The 17,003-nt window shown below is 69.4% G+C and carries 14 protein-coding genes; 2 read left to right on the forward strand and 12 right to left on the reverse strand.

From position 1 onward, the window contains the following. Nucleotides 1-234: 234 nt before the first annotated feature. From C5C17_RS02005 to C5C17_RS02035, 7 genes are all read right to left on the reverse strand, one after another. Entirely contained in the window at nt 235-1,809 is a 1,575-nt protein-coding gene (locus C5C17_RS02005) for an AMP-binding protein (RefSeq protein WP_104251689.1), read from the reverse strand. A gap of 169 nt (nt 1,810-1,978) precedes the next feature. Next, the gene (locus C5C17_RS02010) at nt 1,979-2,383 is read right to left on the reverse strand and encodes a RidA family protein (protein WP_181028433.1); all 405 of its coding nucleotides are present in this window, start codon (nt 2,381-2,383) and stop codon (nt 1,979-1,981) included. 40 nt (nt 2,384-2,423) lie between these two features. Continuing rightward, nucleotides 2,424-3,503 (reverse strand): acyltransferase, encoded by a 1,080-nt coding sequence (locus C5C17_RS02015; protein WP_181028434.1) that lies wholly within the window; start codon nt 3,501-3,503, stop codon nt 2,424-2,426. Nucleotides 3,504-3,734: 231 nt separating this feature from the next. Next, nucleotides 3,735-4,790, reverse strand: a complete 1,056-nt coding sequence (locus C5C17_RS02020) for an ABC transporter permease (RefSeq protein ID WP_104251692.1) — start codon at nt 4,788-4,790, stop codon at nt 3,735-3,737. Further along, nucleotides 4,787-5,806, reverse strand: coding sequence for an ABC transporter permease (locus C5C17_RS02025; RefSeq protein ID WP_104251693.1), 1,020 nt, complete (start codon nt 5,804-5,806; stop codon nt 4,787-4,789). The genes C5C17_RS02020 and C5C17_RS02025 overlap by 4 nt, the downstream gene beginning before the upstream one ends. Beyond that, on the reverse strand, nt 5,803-7,449 hold the full coding sequence (locus tag C5C17_RS02030; RefSeq protein ID WP_104251694.1) for a sugar ABC transporter ATP-binding protein: 1,647 nt from the start codon (nt 7,447-7,449) through the stop codon (nt 5,803-5,805). The genes C5C17_RS02025 and C5C17_RS02030 overlap by 4 nt, the downstream gene beginning before the upstream one ends. Before the next feature lie 75 nt (nt 7,450-7,524). Beyond that, nucleotides 7,525-8,607, reverse strand: coding sequence for a substrate-binding domain-containing protein (locus C5C17_RS02035; RefSeq protein ID WP_104251695.1), 1,083 nt, complete (start codon nt 8,605-8,607; stop codon nt 7,525-7,527). 598 nt (nt 8,608-9,205) lie between these two features. Between C5C17_RS02035 and C5C17_RS02040 the strand changes: the two genes are divergently transcribed. Further along, nucleotides 9,206-9,973, forward strand: coding sequence for a hypothetical protein (locus C5C17_RS02040; protein ID WP_146079046.1), 768 nt, complete (start codon nt 9,206-9,208; stop codon nt 9,971-9,973). Nucleotides 9,974-10,131: 158 nt separating this feature from the next. Here C5C17_RS02040 and C5C17_RS02045 read toward each other — a convergent pair whose 3' ends face one another. The 3 genes from C5C17_RS02045 to C5C17_RS02055 all read right to left on the reverse strand — a co-directional run bounded on the left by C5C17_RS02045 (nt 10,132) and on the right by C5C17_RS02055 (nt 13,494). Next, entirely contained in the window at nt 10,132-11,010 is an 879-nt protein-coding gene (locus tag C5C17_RS02045) for a DUF3592 domain-containing protein (RefSeq protein WP_104251697.1), read from the reverse strand. Further along, a complete protein-coding gene (locus C5C17_RS02050; RefSeq protein ID WP_146079047.1) occupies nt 11,007-11,852 on the reverse strand; it encodes a DUF3592 domain-containing protein in 846 nt (281 codons plus the stop codon). The genes C5C17_RS02045 and C5C17_RS02050 overlap by 4 nt, the downstream gene beginning before the upstream one ends. Before the next feature lie 307 nt (nt 11,853-12,159). Further along, a complete protein-coding gene (locus C5C17_RS02055) occupies nt 12,160-13,494 on the reverse strand; it encodes a uracil-xanthine permease family protein (protein WP_104251699.1) in 1,335 nt (444 codons plus the stop codon). Between the two features lie 327 nt (nt 13,495-13,821). Between C5C17_RS02055 and C5C17_RS02060 the strand changes: the two genes are divergently transcribed. Beyond that, a complete protein-coding gene (locus tag C5C17_RS02060) occupies nt 13,822-15,375 on the forward strand; it encodes an NCS2 family permease (protein WP_104251700.1) in 1,554 nt (517 codons plus the stop codon). A 22-nt stretch (nt 15,376-15,397) separates the two neighbouring features. On the opposite strand, the gene C5C17_RS18835 is transcribed toward C5C17_RS02060, so the two are convergent. Next, on the reverse strand, nt 15,398-15,931 hold the full coding sequence (locus tag C5C17_RS18835) for an NINE protein (RefSeq protein ID WP_104251701.1): 534 nt from the start codon (nt 15,929-15,931) through the stop codon (nt 15,398-15,400). A gap of 105 nt (nt 15,932-16,036) precedes the next feature. Next, nucleotides 16,037-16,963: a DUF368 domain-containing protein gene (locus tag C5C17_RS02070; RefSeq protein ID WP_258065812.1), complete on the reverse strand. Its 927-nt coding sequence runs from the start codon at nt 16,961-16,963 to the stop codon at nt 16,037-16,039. Nucleotides 16,964-17,003 lie beyond the last annotated feature (40 nt).

Raw genomic sequence — 17,003 nt, forward strand, 5'->3', positions numbered from 1 at the left:
ATCCGCGCGAAGGGTTGTGGCTTGTTGCGCTTGGCCGGCCCCGCAGCAGCATTCAGCCACAACCCTGTACTTCGTGGATGCGGGAGTCGCGAAGTGCGCCCCGCAGAGTTGTGGTTTGTTGCGCTTGGCGCCAGCGGGAATCGCATCAAGCCACAACTCTGCGGGCGACGTGGAGGCGGGCGACGTGGGGGCCGGCGGCGCGGGCGGGTGCACCGCCCGCGCCGCCGCCCCGCCTCAGCGGCCGCGGAGGTCCTTTCGCAGGATCTTGCCGGACGTCGACTTCGGGATGACATCGATGAACGCGACGGCCCGCACTTTCTTGTGCGGCGCGACGTGCTCGGCGACGAACGCCTCGACACCCGCCTCGTCGAGCGAGGCGCCCTCGCGGCGCACGACGAACGCCTTCGGGATCTCCTGCCCGTCCGCATCCAGCGCCCCGACCACGGCCGAGTCGGTGATGTCTGGATGCGTGAGCAGCAGAGCTTCGAGTTCGGCGGGCGCGACCTGGTAGCCCTTGTACTTGATGAGCTCCTTGAGCCGGTCGACGATGGTGAACTCGCCGAGCGGGCCGACGGTGGCGATGTCACCCGTGTGCAGGAAGCCGTCGTCGTCGACGGCCTCGTGCGTCGCGTCGTCGCGCCCGAGGTAGCCGAGCATGATCTGGGGGCCCCGCACCCAGATCTCGCCGGGCTCGCTCTGCCCGCCCTCGACGGCGTCGATCTCGGCACCGGTCTCGGTCGAGACGAGCTTCACCTCGGTGTTGGCGATGGGCACGCCGACGGAGCCGAGGGACATGCCCGTCTCCGTGGGCGGCAGCACGTGCGTGACGGGGCTCGCCTCGCTCATCCCGTACCCCTGCCTGGTGCGGGTGCCGAGGCGGTCGGCGACGGCCTTCATGAGCGCCGAGTCGATGGGGGCCGCGCCGGAGAAGACCGTGCGAACGCTCGACAGGTCGAACGTGTCGATGAGCGGATGCTTGGCGAGCGCGACGGCGATCGGTGGGGCGATGAACAGGTAGGTGCATCGATGCGTCTCGATGATGCGGAGGAACTCGCCGAGGTCGAACTTCGGCATCGTGACGAGGCGGGCGCGCTTCTTGATGGCGATGTTGAGGAGCACGGTCATGCCGTAGATGTGGAAGAAGGGGAGGAGCGCGAGCACCACGTCGTCAGACTCGACGTCGAGCACCGGGTACGTCTGCACGACGTTCGCGACGAGGTTGGTGTGGCTGAGCTTGACGCCCTTGGGCTTGCCGGTGGTGCCGGAGGAGTATGGGAGCACGGCGACGTGGGTCGCCGGGTCGAAGCTCACGTCGGGGGCGGGGAGCCCGGCGCCGAGGAGCTCGCGGAGGTCGTGGTACCCCTCGGCGCCGTCGAGGACGATGACGGCGTCCTGCTCGAGGCCCGCCGCGATGGCACCGGCGTGGGCCTGCGCGAGCAGCGGGCTGACCGTGAACAGTAGCTTCGCGCCGGAGTCGCGGAGCTGCGTCTCGATCTCCTCGGCGTTGTAGAGGGCGTTGATCGTCGTCGCCGTGGCACCCGAGCGGAGGATGCCGTGGAACACCGACGCGAACGCGGGCACGTTCGGGCAGTGCAGCGCGACCACGTCGCCCACCCCGAGCCCGCCGCCAGCGAGGGCCCCCGCGATGAGCTCGATCTGCTGCTTGAGTGCCCCGAAGCTCGTCTCGGCGCCGCTTGTGCCGTCGACGATGACGGTCCGAGCCGCGTCCGCGTCGCTCAGTTCCGCGAAGAGGAACTCGAAGACGGAGACGTTGGGAATCTGCTCGTCTGGGTATGGGCTCTTGAACACGGCGATCTCCTTTGATCGGACTGCGAGCGGCGCGGCCGTCGGGTGTGCCCGGTCTGGCCGTGTCTGACGGATGCGTGTGGCGCATCTGATGCCAATATTGCGCACCGCAGATGGGAACGACCCCAGCGCGGGGTCCGCTGGGGCGGGCAGCGCCGCCCGCCAACTCGAACTAGGCGACCGCCGCGACTGCCTCGATCTCGACGAGCTGGTCGTCGTAGCCGAGCACGGTGACGCCGAGGAGGGTGCTCGGCACGTCGTGGTCGCCGAAGGCGTCCCGAATGACTTCCCACGCGGTGACGAGGTCGGCCTGCGATGACGATGCGACGAGCACGCGCGTGCTGGCGACGTCCTCGAGGCGCGCCCCGGCCTCGGCGAGGGCGACGCGCAGGTTCTCGACGCACTTCGCGGCTTGGCCCGCGTAGTCGCCGATGGCGGCGGTCGTGCCGTCGTCGTTGAGGGGGCAGGCGCCTGCTGGGAAGACGAGGCGTGCACCCGCGTCGACCGTGGATGCGTAGGCGTATTCGGCGGTGTCGCTGAGCGTGTTGGCGCGGATGAGGGAGACGTAGCTGGACACGGTGTCCTCCTGGTGGTCGGCGTGCGGGTGGATGCGCGAGCTACGCGGCACGCGCTGGCGGGGCGACCTGCGTGGTGCGGCGCGCGAAGGCGGGGAGCACGAACAGCGCATCCACGACCCGGAATCGGCGCAGCCAGCAGGCGAGGTACGCGACGGCGAGGGCGCCGAGGAAGCAGGCGGGCAGGGAGATGTTGGGGTTGGTGACGCCGAGGTCGCTGAGGGTGTTCGTGATCCACACCTGCGTCGGGAAGTGCACGAGGTAGAACACCACCGAGTTGCGGCCGATGTACTGCAGCCACCTGGCGCGGTCGTGGCTGTGGCCCTGGTGGGAGCCGGTGAGTCGGCGCACGGCCATGACGGTGCCCGCGATGCCGGCGATCACGACGGGCAGGAGCTCGAGGCGGTGCGCGTCGAAGCCGGCCGTCATGGCGTTCGCGTAGCCACGGTTGCCGGCGATGATGAACGCCCCGAAGCCGGTTGCGACGGCGAGGCACACCCACATGAGGGTGCGCGTCTCGAAGCGGGAGAGCCGCGAGCCGAGGCGCACGCAGAGGTGCCCGGCGAAGAAGAAGCCGCCGTAGTAGCAGAGGTTGGAGAAGTCGCCGTCGGGCAGCGGCCAGCTGGCGATCCATAGCACGGCGGGGACCACCCCGAACCAGGTGCCAGGGATGCGCGCGAGAAGCGGGGCGACGGCGTAGTAGACGGCGAGGAAGAAGATGAACCACAGCCAGTTGTTCGGGATCCAGAAGAACGGGTCCCGCAGGTCGGTGTAGCCCTCGGTGAGCATGCCGATGACCATCCACACGAGGTATGGCCAGATGAGGGTGCGCACCTTGTTCCAGTAGTAGGTGCCTGGCGGTTTCGCGAGCGATCGGGTGAGCAGCACGCCGGAGAGGAGGAAGAGGAGGCTCATCCGGTATGGCGCGAAGAACGAGTTGATGTCGTTGACGACGCGGCCCGAGCTGATGCCGCCGAACATCCACGGGATGGCGGTGGCGTGCAGCAGCACGACGAGGAGGATCGCGCCTCCTCGGATGAGGTCCATCCAGCGGGCCCGGGATGCGCCGCTCGGGGCGCGGGAGCCGGTCGGCGGCTGGGACTGCGGGGAGGGTGAGGTCATTGCGGATGCGCGTCTGGTTGGGAGCTGCCGGGGCGCGACGGCGGTGCCTCGGCAGTGTCCGACCATACGCGACTCGTGGCGGTGGGGGTCTTGCCTCGCCCCTGATGCGGGAATCCGCCCGCACGCATCCGCGTGCATCCGCCTCCGGACAGCGTGCAGAGTTGTGGCGCGGTGCTGTTCCCGATTCGGGTGACAGCACCGCGCCACAATTCTGGGCGGAGGGCCGGGCCGCTACCCGCGCTTGCGCCCGTACAGCGAGATGACGACGAGGATGATGGCGCCGTAGATGAGCTGCTGCACGTTGGACCCGAGGTTCAGCACGGTCACGAGCGTCGCGACCTGGCCGAGCACCAGCGCGCCGCCGACGGTGCCGACCACCGACCCTCGCCCGCCGAAGATGGATGCGCCGCCCACGACGACCGCGGCTACGGAGGAGAGCAGGTAGCTGTCGCCCATGGTCGCGGAGGCCTGCTGGAAGTAGCCGACGATGACCATGCCGGCGAAGGCCGCGAGCATGCCGGAGATGACGTAGCCGGTGATCCGAATGCGGTCGACGGGCAGGCCGGCGAGCCTGGCCGTCTCGGGGGCCGCGCCGACGAGGAACAGGGAGCGCCCCCATCCGGTGTAGCTGAGGACCAGCTGCAGCACGACCATGAGGACGAGTCCGAGGGGGAGGACGGCAGCCATGGAGAGCCCGAAGACGCTGATCTGCGCCGATGTGATGGCGGTGATGAAGTCGGGGATCTGCGTGAGCTCGGAGAAGTTGAACTGCAGCAGGATCACGCCGAACAGGAGGCCGTTCATGGCGATCGTCGTGACGATGGGGGTGAGCCCGAGCTTCGCGATGACGAGCCCGTTGAGGAGGCCGATGACGGCTCCCGCGAGCAGTGCTCCGATGAATGCGCCGAACGGGCCGAGGGGTCCGACCATCGCGAGGAACGACAGCGCGGAGAACGCGATCGTGTTGGGCACGGACAGGTCGATGCCCGCCTGGATGACGGCGAAGGTCTGCCCGAAGGACGCGATGGAGAGGATGATCGCGAAGGTCGCGGTGCCGATGAGCGATTCGATGGTGATGAGGTTGGGGCGGATGATGCCGCCGATGAGGAACAGCACGAGGAACGCGACGAGCGGCCATACGCTGCGGGGGACGCGAGCGAGCAGCGACTTGGAGGGCGAGTACTCGACCTCGTGCTCGGCGCCGCCAGCCGCCCCCGGGCCGGTGCCCGAGTCCCCGGTGCCGGACGCCCCGGTGCCGCCGACTGCGGCCGGAACTGTTGCGGTCATGACCGTGCTCCCTTCCGAGCGAACGACACCTTGCGCCACACGACGGGGATGCCCACGACGGAGACGATGATGAGCGCCGAGATGACGTACTGCCAGTACGAGTTGATGCCTGCGAAGAAGAGCAGGTTGCCGATGAGCCCGAGGGTGATGCCGGCGAGGATGGTGCCGATGATGCTGCCGCGTCCGCCGGTGAAGCTGGCGCCGGCGAGGGCGACGGCGGCGATCGAGGAGAGCAGGTAGGGGTCGCCGCTTCGCGGGTCGCCGGTCATGGTGGACCCGGCGAGCATGATGGCGCCCGTTGCGGTGAGGGCGCCCGCGATGCCGAAGGCGGCGAGCTTCGTGAGGCGGGCGTTGAGGCCTGCCGCGCGGATGCTGTCCATGTTCGAGCCGACGCCGTAGATGTGCCGGCCGAGGGCGGTGCGCTGCAGGATGAACCAGAGCAGCACGGCGATGAGGGTGAGCCATACGAGCGCCACCGGAACGAACGGGATGGCTTCGCCGCTGGTCGCGAGGTGGAACTCGGTGGTGATGTTCCCTCCAGGCCGGTCCATGACCTCGCGGGCGAGGGAGCCGAAGATGAAGGCGCTCGCGAGGGTGACGGCGATCGCGGGGAGTCCGCCGTAGGAGACGAGGAAGCCGTTGAAGAGGCCGCAGGCGAGTCCGGTCGCGAGCCCCATGAGCACCGCTATGGGGACGGGGACCAGCTCAGTCTGCGCCGCGAACACGACGTTCGAGAGGCTCATGATCGCGCCGATGGAGATGTCGATGCCGCCGACGAGCACGATGAGCAGCTGCCCGAGCGCGACGAACGCGAGCGGCACGACGAGGTTCGCGGCGGTCTGCAGCTGGAACCTCGTGAGCAGCTCCGGGTTGATGATGATGTAGACGATCAGGAACACGACGAACGCGGCTGCTGGCGCGAACGCGCCTTCGCGTCGAAGCCTGACGAGTCCCTGCCGCTTCGCGACGGCCCGGGTGACGGGGGCCGCCGGGGGCGGGGTGACGGTGGCGGTCATCTGCTGCTCCTCGTGGTGGTGTGTCGTGCCGCCTCTTCCAGCTCGGCGGCCGAGACGGTCTGGATGCTGCCCGTCGCGCCGACTGCGGCGCCGACGATCGCATCCGCCGTCAGCCGTTCGCCCGCGAGCTCGTCGGTGACCTGCCCGTTGTAGAGCACGAGCACCCGGTGGCAGACGTGCACGAGCTCCTCGACCTCGGTCGAGAACCAGAGCACGCCGACGCCCTGCTTCGCGAGGTCGACGATCGCGCCGTACAGCTCCTGCTTGGCGCGCACGTCGATGCCGCGCGTGGGGTCGTGGAGCAGGATGACCGATCGGGAGCGGTTCATCCACCTGCCGAAGACGAGCTTCTGCTGGTTGCCGCCGGACAGTGAGCCTGCCGCTTCGAGCGGGCCGCGCGTGCGCACGGAGAGGGCGGCGAGCACGCCGTCGAGCCAGCCGCGCTCGCGGCGTAGGCGCGGCTTCCCGCCGAGATGCCAGGCCTTGAACCAGGGGGCGAGGAGGTTCTCGCCGACACCGAGCTCGAGCGCGAGGCCTTCCTTCTTGCGGTCTTCTGGCACGTAGCCGAGGCCGCGCCGCACGCCCCGCACGGGGGTGAGGCGGGAGACGGGGTCGCCGTCGATCGTCCACGAGTCGGCGGTGGCTGCGGATGCGCCGAACAGGGCGCGGAGGAGCTCGGCTTGGCCGTGCCCCGCGAGCCCGCCGATGCCGACGATCTCGCCGGCGCCGATCGTGAGGGAGATGCCGTGCACGCCCTCGGCGCGCAACCCCTCGACCTCGAGGACGTCGCCGTCGTCGGTGCGCGCTGGCGGGTCCGGGAAGAACCGCTCGGCTTTGCGGCCCGCCATGAGGGAGATGAGCTCGTCGTCGGTCCAGGAGCCGCGCGAGAACTCGCCAGCGAGGCCGCCGTCGCGCAGCACGATGCCGCGGTCGGCGATCTCGGCGATCTCGCCGAGGCGGTGCGAGACGTAGATGACGCTGCCGCCGCGCGCCGTGAGCTCGCGGATGCGCGCGAACAGCCACTCGACGCCGGGAGGTGTGAGCGCCGACGACGCTTCGTCGAGGATGAGCAGCTTGGGCTCGCCGGCGAAGGCGCGGGCGATTTCGACGAGCTGCCGGTTGGCGAGCGACAGGTCGGAGACCAGCGCTCGCGGGTCGACCTGCGGCAGTTCGAGCGACTCGAGCAGTGTGCTCGCTGCGGAGATGGCTTTCTGCTGCGAGAAGCCGCGGAGCGGCGCCCCGTCGGGGAGGCTGAGGTTCTCGGCGACGGTCCACTCGGGTACGAGCGCGAGCTCCTGGAACGCGCAGCGCACGCCCGAGCGGCGCGAGAGGCGCACGCTGCCGGACGCGAGCGGTGCATCCTCGACCGTGATCGTGCCGGAGGTCGGGGTGACGGCGCCCGCCAGCATCTTCGCGACCGTGCTCTTGCCCGCGCCGTTCTCGCCCACGAGGGCCAGCACCTCGCCTGGGTGGCAGACGAAGCTCACCCCCTGCACGGCCTTGACCGGGCCGTAGCTCTTCACCAGGTCGGTGGCGACGAGGAGCGCCTCGCTGCTCTGCGCCTGCCCGGTCGCTGCCGGCCTTGGCGCGGCGGCGGGGTGCACTGCGTCCGGTGCCGCTGCGCCCACTTCACTTGCATTCATGACTCGATGTGTCCTCGCTGATCGATGCGACTGGGAGCAGGTGGTGGCCCTGCCGAGCAGGGCCACCGGGGCCGGCTAGGAGCCGGAGTAGTACTCCATGACGTCCTCGAGCTTCAGGTCGAGGCCGGGGAAGTCGTAGCCGAGCTGGAAGTTCGCGGGGCGATCCTCGAGGCAGTAGTCGGCGGCGTTCTCGGTGGTGATCTCGAGCGGCGGGAAGAACTGCTCGCGCTCGATCTCCTCGCCGTCGAGGAGCTTCACGGCCTGCTCGAGGCCCTTGGCGTAGATCGCCGGCTGGCCGAAGATCATGTTGCCCGAGTAGCCCTCTGGCCCGTACTCGACGAGCGCGCACGCCTCGCCGTTGTAGCCGGAGCCTCCGACTGTCGGAACGAAGGGAATGCCCGCGGCCTTGTAGGCCTCAGCGACGCCCTGGCCGCCGGTCAGGAACGAGTAGACGCCGCCGATGTCGGGGTTGGAGCGGAGGATGTTCGCCATCGACTCCTGCGCGGTGGCCTCGTTCCAGCCGTTGGTGTCCTGCGCGACGACGGATGCGCCGCCGGCTTCGAGCGCCTCGATGACGCCGGGCATGGAACCCTCGTTGAGGGGGACGCCGGCGAGGCCCTCGAGCACCGCGACGTCCTTGTTGTCGGTGAGGTTCTCGAGCAGCCACTCGGCGCCGATGGTTCCGGCGCTCGCCCAGTCGGTCGAGACCGTGTAGACGTCTTCGCTCTCGTAGGGGCCGCCATTGGCGATGACGGGGATGCCCTGCGCCGTGGCCTGCGCGATGGCGGGGTCTGCGCCGCTGGAGGAGGCGGGGTCGAAGAGGATGAGGTCGACGCCGTCGGCGATGAGGTTCTGCATGGCGGCGTTCTGCTGGGCCGCGTCGTTGTCGTCGGTGCGGACGATCTTCAGCTCGACCTTGTCGACGTACTCGGGGGAGTTGGCGAGGGCCTGCAGCGAGGCGAGGCCCATCTCGCGCCAGGCCTGGCCGCCGAGGGGCTGCTGGAAGCCGATGACGAACTTGCCGTCCTCGCCGCCTGCGGAACCGCCGCCGCCTTCAGCTGGTGCGCTGGTGCATCCGGCGAGGAGGACCACGGCCGAGGCCGCGGCGACGAGTGCTGAACCCATCCTGAAGCGCGATGTGGGTCGACGAGAGTGCATGATTTCTCCTTTGAAATCTGGCGGGTGCTGCTGGCGATGGAGGTGTGTGGGGTTGGCCGTCTGAGGGAGGTCAGGGGCTGATCGCCAGCTTGCTTCGTGACACTAGCCCAAAAATGGCAGCGCTACCAGTAGCGCTGCCAAATTGGGTCGGGATGGTGACCCGGAGCGGGCGCCCGTGCCCTCGGAGGTGGGCGGCGGAGCCTGTCACGCGGCTCTGCCGGTGCGCCATCCGCTCTGCCAGTGCGCACCCGGCTCTGCCAGCGCACCACCCGGCTCTGCCAGCGCACCACCCGGATCGGTCTGCGCACATCTGCGGCGAGTGCAGGCTCTCGCGCCCAGGAGCATGCATTTGTCGCAACTGTGTCGCGCGGCCGCGGCTTGAGAAACGCTGCCAGCGAAGTGGCCCCTTTGGAGCCCCCATTTCGGCCATTTGGCTGGCAGCGATGGGGCGCGTCGCCGGAGTGGGGCCATTTGGCTGGCAGCGATGAGGCTGCGGGATGCGGCTGCGGGCATCACCTCACGCCCGACCTCGCCGCTCAGGAGTGATGAGCGGCGGTGAGGAGTGCTGAGTAGTCTGGCCGCAACGAGGGGATGCGACGTGAGATCACGTGCTGAAATTTCAGGGGCCGTCGGCGCGCAGCTGCGAGAACGGCGCGACGAGACGCTTGCGCGGCGTGCGGGACTGCTCGGTGGCGGAGCGGATGCACCCGCCGAGCCAAGCTCGAAGCCCGGCAGCGCGGCATCCGGTGCCGAAGTGTCGGGAACGGAAACCGCGTCCGCTCGCGAGGCATCCGCTGCAGCATCCCGCCACGACTGGGTTGCGCAGCCGATGCACTCCGACGCAGCGATTCGAGCGCAGACGGGGCAGGGCTGGGATGACTGGATCGACGCGATCGACGCCGGTGTGGGGCGCGACGCCGCGCATCCGCGGATCGTCGAGTGGGTCATGGCCAACTCCGAGCAGAACGGCTGGTGGAGCCAGGGCATTGCGGTCAGCTTCGAGCGGATGACGGGCCGGCGCCTCGCCGGGCAGATGGCGGACGGCACGTTCACCGCCAACCGCTCGCGCACGCTTCCTGTTGACCGCGAGGTGCTTCGCTCGCTCGTCGCCGACGACGAGAACCGGGATGCGCTGCTCGGCTTCGAGACGGAGTTCCGGTCGAAGGTCGCGTCGAAGACCTACAAGGTGCTGATTGCATGTGACGGGGAGTCGATCGGCGGGCTCCTGTTCACGTTCGACGCCACCGCGGATGGCCGTACCAAGCTCGCCATCATGCACGAGAAGCTGCAGGTGCTCGACGAGATCGAGCTCTGGAAGGCCTATTGGGGCGATTGGCTCGACGCGCTCGAGGGGGCGCTGGTCTGACGCGGCCGTCCTCGGACCGCCGCGCACGCGCGCCATCCGCCCGCAAACATGCGGCAGACGCATCTTCGTGGCGCAGGGAGGATGCATTTGCCGTGCGGATGCACGCGCGGGCTGACGTTGGCGGCCTGCGCCAGCGAGAACACGGCGCAGCCCGCACCTCACGCACCGAACGGGAACGGTGGCTTATGCACCCGGTACGACTCCGGACGCTCGGGATGCACACGGGCTATGAAGAGGCGGCGCTCGTCTCCGGGGCTCGCTGGGTCGTAGATGACGGTGACCTGGTCACCGATCCCGGGCAGTGAGTCCTCGTGGAACAGTCCCCATGGTGTGGTCCAGCGGGTCTGCCCGTGGTGGTCGGTGAACTGGATGGTCCAGCGGCTGACGACGCGCGCGCTCTCGCGCGGACGCTCGACGCCCTGCGTGACGACGCCGGAGGTGCGCGTCCCGCTCGCGAACATCGTCTCGAACGTCGACTCCGTGCGACGGTCGCGCCGACCGCGGGCGACGCGCCGCCACACCGAGAGGGCGAGCAGGACGGTGAGCGCGACGGGTATCACCCAGGGGAGAACGGTGAGCGTCCACGGTGAGTCGTCCACGACAGGAGTCCCGTCTTCATTCAGAAACAGGACGAGGGGCCTCACGCTCGTTCCGGCGATCAGGGCTGCGAGCGACGCCCACGCGCCAACCGCGGCGCCCGCGAACCAGATTGGCTGCCCGTCTGCCAGGGCGCGTGTGAAGTCCGACGCGCCCGTGTAGGTGCGGCGCCCCGCGGCCTGCGCGATGAGGAATCCGAGCGACACGAAGATGCCCACCGGCATGAGCAGTGGCATGAGCGCGAGCACCCGGAAGCCGCTGCCGCGCTCCATCTGCTCGATCGCGAACAGCGAGCTGAGCCCGACGGCGGCGAGGAACCCGCCGACGGCGAGCCCCGCGTCGAGCGTCAGCAGCACTGCGTGCGCGCCTGGGCTGCCGACCCGGCGCGCCTTCACCGCGGCCCGTAGCGCGTGCGTCCGGGCCGGGTCGACGGTGCTCATGCGTAGTCCTCCGCTCGGTCCGGCGACGACCTCGAGACGAATATCCGTGACGTGTCGTCGGGATGCGCGGGATCGAACAGTACCCAAACGCGCTGCCCCGGTTTGGGTGCCGTGCTCCAGTCGAAGGCGTTGGTCCGCTTGACCCAGCGTTGAACGCCCCGGGCGTCGGCGTACGTGAAGCGCCACGACGCGATGGTGCGTGTGCCCGGCGAGATCTCCACCCCCTCGGTGACCGTGCCAGGCGTCGGGTGACCCGCCGCGAGCATCCGCCGCACCGCATCCAGGCGCCGCGAGGACCGCCGTCGGAGCAGCCTGCACGTCACGAAGGCGACGACGGTGAGGGCTGCAGCGAGTGCCGGGAGCCACACGGGGAGCCAGTAGGAGACCCACGCGGCGGACGACCAGGCGTCGACGGTGTCGAAGTGCTCGTCGAGCGTGGACCCGACACGCCGCGGCTGCGTCCACAGGCCCGCGAACGCGACGAGCCCGGCCGTCGTGCCCGCCAGCGCAATCGTGAACGGGTCGATGGGCGGCAGCGGACGCGGATCGCCGATGAGGTTCGCGTAGACCAGGAAGGAGAGGGGGAGCGCGCCGAGAAGGAGGACAAACGCGGCGGGGAGTGCGTACCAGGCGTCGTTGATCCACGGCTCGGCCTCGAAGTCGCGGATGCCGAGGGCCATCTGGCGACCGGAGTTCCGCTCGGCGATCAGCCCGAATCCGAGCAGGGCACCCAGCAGGAACAGCAGGACGCCGACAGCCCAGAGCTGCGCGAGCGTCCGAGGACTGCCCATGCGGCGCGTCGCTCTCGCCCTTCGTGCTTGGACCGGGTCGATGGTGCTCATGGCTGGATAGTGACAGGCGGATGCGTCCCGCACCAGTCCCGGATGCTTCGACTTCTCCGCGCAGGTGCCCCGCGTCGCAGCGCACGCCCCCGAGCGCCCCGCGCCGCCCCTCGCGCCGCATCCCGCCCCGGGAGTCGAAAGTGGACGTGTGGTTGTCAAACTTCGAGTTTGACGACCACACGTCCACTTTGGAGATCTCGGCGCGGGCGGAGGGGCGGGTCTGGGTCGTTACGGGCCGGGCTGCGCGGCCGTGGGCGAGGAACGCGCGGTGGTGGAGGCACGCAACCGCGCAGCTTGCACGTGCCGGCTACCGCGCGGCCCGCTCCGCATCCGCTGCCCCGTCGGCCCCAGCGACGAGGTCGTCGCCGGCCTCATCGACGTCGGAGCCGCGAAGCTTCGCGATGCCGCTCATCAGGTGGTAGACGACGAGCGTCGCCACGGTGCCGAGGACGATGCCGCCGAACGTCACCTGGCCGCTGTTGATCGTGAAGTCGCCGATCGCGACGATCAGGCCAACGCCCGCCGTGAACTGGTTCGTGGGGGACGAGAAATCGACCTTGTTCTCGAGCCAGATGCGCACGCCGATGATGCCGATGAGGCCGTAGAGGGCCGTCGTGATGCCGCCCAGCACGCCCGCCGGGACGCTCGCGATGAGCACACCCACCTTCGGGGAGAGGGCGAGGAGGATCGCGGCGAGCGCGGCGACCCAGTAGGCGGCCGTCGAGTAGACGCGGGTCGCCGACATGACGCCGATGTTCTCGCCGTACGTGGTGGTGGGGGAGCCGCCGCCGAAACCGGAGAGCACCGTCGCGAGGCCGTCGGCCAGCAGGGCTCGGCCGGCCATCGGGTCCAGGTTGCGGTTCGTGAGCTGCCCGACGCCCTTCACGTGGCCGACGTTCTCGGCGATGAGCGCGAGCACCACCGGCACGAACATCAGGTAGACGAGCAGGTGCTCGGCGGCGAAGACCGGGGCCGTGAAGGTGGGCAGGCCGATCCACGCGGCATCGTCGAGGCCCGCGAGGTCGACCTGGCCCATGAACGCGGCCACAATGTAGCCGACGATGACGCCGATGAGGATCGACAGCCGCCCGACCATGCCCTTGAAGGCGACCGCGACGACGATGACCGTCAGCAGTGTCACCGACGCGACGAGTGGTGACGCCTCGAAGTTGTTCTTTGCCGCAGGGGCGAGGTTGAAGCCGATGAGCGCGACGATCGTGCCCGCGACGACAGGTGGCATGAGGAGGTTGATCCAGCGGGTGCCGGCGAGGTTGACGACGAGGCCGACGATCGCGAGGAGCGCGCCGACGACGATGATGCCCGCCAGGGCGACGCCCCGCCCGTCGGAGGCGACGGCCGCGAGGATCGGCGCGATGAACGCGAACGACGAGCCGAGGTAGCTGGGCACTCGGTTGCGGGTGATGAGCAGGAACAGCATCGTGCCGATGCCAGAGAACAGCAGCGTCGTCGACGGCGGGAAGCCCGTCAGCAGCGGAACGAGGAACGTCGCGCCGAACATCGCGACGACGTGCTGAGCGCCGAGTCCGATGGTGCGGGGCCAGGTCAGGCGCTCCTCGGGCAGCACGATCTCGCTTGCGGGGACATTCTTTCCGTCTCCGTGCAGTTTCCAGGGCAGTGCCACAGCGGTCTCGCTTCCAGGTCGTTCGGCGGGGATCGGCCTGCGCGGGGGATCGGCGCGTGACCTCTACGAGATTAGGGGATCGGTAGACCGCCGCCGTGCGCAAATTTCGGTGATAACTGGGCCAGATCGGCCGCCGAAACGATCGAAAGGTGTCATCTGTCACCGAAGTTTGCGGGCCGGCCGCGAGAGTACGCGCGCGTAGGTGTGGAGGCCGGTGTCGGCGTGGCCGCGAGATCGGGGTCGGGGGCGTGGCTGAGCAGCCGCGGGCACTCCGCGCGCTGGCTACGCTTGTCTCTGTACCGCGAGCAGCACGATCAGGGGAGCCGCATGAGCGACAGCCACGAGTCCGCAGTCGACCACGAGCAGGCGGGAGGCGGCGACGGCGGGCACGTTGCGACGCCAACGCGTGCGACGCAGGTCGCGCCGACGAGACGTGGCAGCGGGTCGACGTTCAAGGAGCGCCTCGACACGTTCTTCGAGATCACGCACCGCGGCTCGAACGTGCCGCGCGAGATTCGCGGTGGCCTCGTCACGTTCATGACGATGGCGTACATCGTCATCCTGAACCCCCTGATCCTCGGCGGATTCTCGCAGGATCAGGCGACGCTCGACGTCGAGGGTGGCTGGCTGCAGGCGTCGCAGGTCGCCGCCGTCACTGGTCTCACGGCCGGCGTCATGACGATCCTGTTCGGTGTCATCGCGAACCTGCCGTTCGGTCTCGCGGCCGGCCTCGGCATCAACTCCTTCCTCGCCGTCAACGTCGTGCAGCAGGTCACCTGGGCCGAGGCCATGGGGCTCGTGGTCATCAACGGCCTGGTCATCGTCGTGCTGTCGGCGACCCGCCTGCGCGAGATGATCTTCCACGCCGTGCCGCCGCAGTTGAAGACGGCGATCACGGTGGGCATCGGCCTGTTCCTGGCGTTCATCGGGCTCGTGGATGCGGGCTTCGTCACGTCCTCGGGGAACGCGTCGCCGCCCGTGCAGCTCGGTGTGGGCGGTTCGGTGACGACGGTTCCGACGCTCATCTTCGTGATCGGCCTCATCGTGATGGGGGTGCTCATGGCCCGTCGTGTGAAGGGCGCGCTGCTCATCGGCATCGTCGGCACGACCGTCGTCGCGGTGATCGTCGAGGCGGTCACGAAGCTCGGCCCGGCGTTCGAGAACGAGGGCGGATGGTCGCTCAACGTGCCGATGCTGCCCACGCAGATCGTCTCGGTGCCCGACCTCGGCCTCATCGGCGCGTTCGACTTCGGTGCGTTCGAGCGCATCGGCATCCTGGCCGGCGTCATGCTCGTCTTCACGCTGGTGTTCACGAACTTCTTCGACGCGGTCGGCTCGCTGACCGGGCTCACGCGTGAAGCCGGCCTGCAGGACGGGCAGGGCAACTTCCCTCGCCTCAAGTCGTCGCTGGTCGTCGAGGGCATCGGGGCGGTCGCGGGTGGCGCGACGTCGAGCTCGTCGAACACGATCTTCGTGGACTCCGCCGCCGGCGTCGGCGAGGGCGCCCGCACGGGCCTCGCGAGCGTCGTGACCGGTGTCATGTTCCTGCTGGCGATGTTCTTCACGCCGCTGACGCAGATCGTCCCGCTCGAGGTCGCGGCCGCAGCGCTGGTCGTCGTCGGTGTGCTCATGGTGTCGCAGGTGCGCGAGCTGAGGTGGGACGACTTCTCTGTCGCCCTCCCGGTGTTCCTGACGATCGTGATCATGCCGCTCACGTACTCGATCGCGAACGGCATCGGGGCGGGCTTCGTCTCGTGGGTGCTCGTGCAGACGCTGACGGGCAAGGCGCGCAAGGTGTCGCCGCTGCTGTGGATCGTCGCCGTCGGCTTCCTCATCTACTTCGCGCGCGGCCCCATCGAGGGCCTGTTCGCGTCGTCGTGACGGGGAGCCGCTGACCCGCGCGCTAGTACTGACCTGGGTGCTGCCCGCCGCCGGCGGGCCCGTATCCCTGGTTCGCCGTGTACGCGCCAGCCCCCGCGAGGCGCGCGTTGGCTTCGCGGACGAACTGCGGGATGAGGAAGAGCTCGACGATGACCCAGATCGCGACGCCGAAGATGAGGAGCAGGCCGATGCCGAGCCAGGACGTCGCGAATCCCACGAGGTAGAGCACGAGCTGCGTGATGGCGATGCCCGTGCGCCCGAGGTAGAAGTTGTGGATGCCGAGTCCGCCGAGGAAGATCGCGAGCACGTACGTGATGCCGACTTCCTTGCCCCCGCTGACCACGACCGTCTGCTGGTAGAGCACGGGTGCGTTGGCGGCTGGTGCCTGCGTGGGTGCGTAGTGCCCCCACTGGGCGCCGTCCCAGTATCGCTGCCGGCCCGTTGGGTCCGGGTACCAGCCGGCGGCGGGCGAGGACGGCCCGTGGTTCGCGTTGGACGAGCCGAAGGCGTCGTCTTCGGGCTGCGATGCGTACGGATCCGATGGAACGAGGCTCATCAGGCACTTCCCTGCTGTCGAGTGGATGCGTCACGCATGCTAGCGAGCGCCACCGACACTGCGCGGGCCTGTGGGTTTCGGGGGCCGAAGCGCGGCAGGGTCAGGTCAGGGTGTCGGATGTGCGCCTGGTGCCGTGCGCAGGGCTCGCCGGACGAGCAGTCCTTCTGCGATGAGGAGTGCGCCCACGATCGCGGCACCGAGCAGGAACCACAGAGCGGGGCCGACGACGTCGCCAGATGCCCAGAGCAGCTCGCGGTCCTCGCTCTGCCATGGCCATAGGGCGCGGAGCGACCCGGCCATGATGCCCGTCATGAGGGCGAGGGTCACGCGGCGGTGCTTGGTGAGGAGCCACAGCAGCACCTGCACGAAGAGCGCGAGACCCGTGATGGCGCCGATCGCGAAGAGTGCGATGTAGCCGAAGTCGAGCGAGTTGAGGGCACGCAGCGTCGGCTCGTACATGCCCGTCGTGACGAGGACGAAGGATCCGGAGACGCCGGGCAGCACAAGCGCGCACACCGCGACGGCGGCGGAGACGAGGATGGCGATTGGGGATGGGTCGGCGTCGTTCGCAGACGGGAGTCCGGTCAGCACGAAGCTCAGGATGGCGGCGGGGACCGCGATCGCGTAGTCGCGCACCTGCCAGCGGGCTCCGAGCATCCGGGCCGGAACGATGAGGGACACGGCGATGAGCCCTGCGAAGAGCGCGCGGGATGCGATGGGGTGCGCCTCGACGAGGGGTGCGACGATGCGTGCGGCGACGACGATCGCGAGGAACATCCCGATGCCGACCGGCATGACGACGCCCCAGCGCACCTGCGCGAAGTGCTCGCGTGCGCGCTGCAGGCCCTGACCGCGGACTGTGTCGACGGCGGCTCGCACGACGCCGCGCACGAGATGGCCAGCTGAGTCGATGAGGGTCTCGTAGACACCGATCAGCAAGGCGATGGTGCCGCCGCTGACGCCCGGGATGATCTCCGTCACGCCGATGAGCGCGCCTCGGAGGAGATTGACGAGGACGTTGAGCGCTGACAAACCGGCCCTTCTCGGGCGCCGGGGTCGGGGGCGGCGCCGG

The organism is Pseudoclavibacter sp. RFBA6 (assembly GCF_002931575.1).
Lineage (GTDB): Bacteria > Actinomycetota > Actinomycetes > Actinomycetales > Microbacteriaceae > Pseudoclavibacter > Pseudoclavibacter terrae.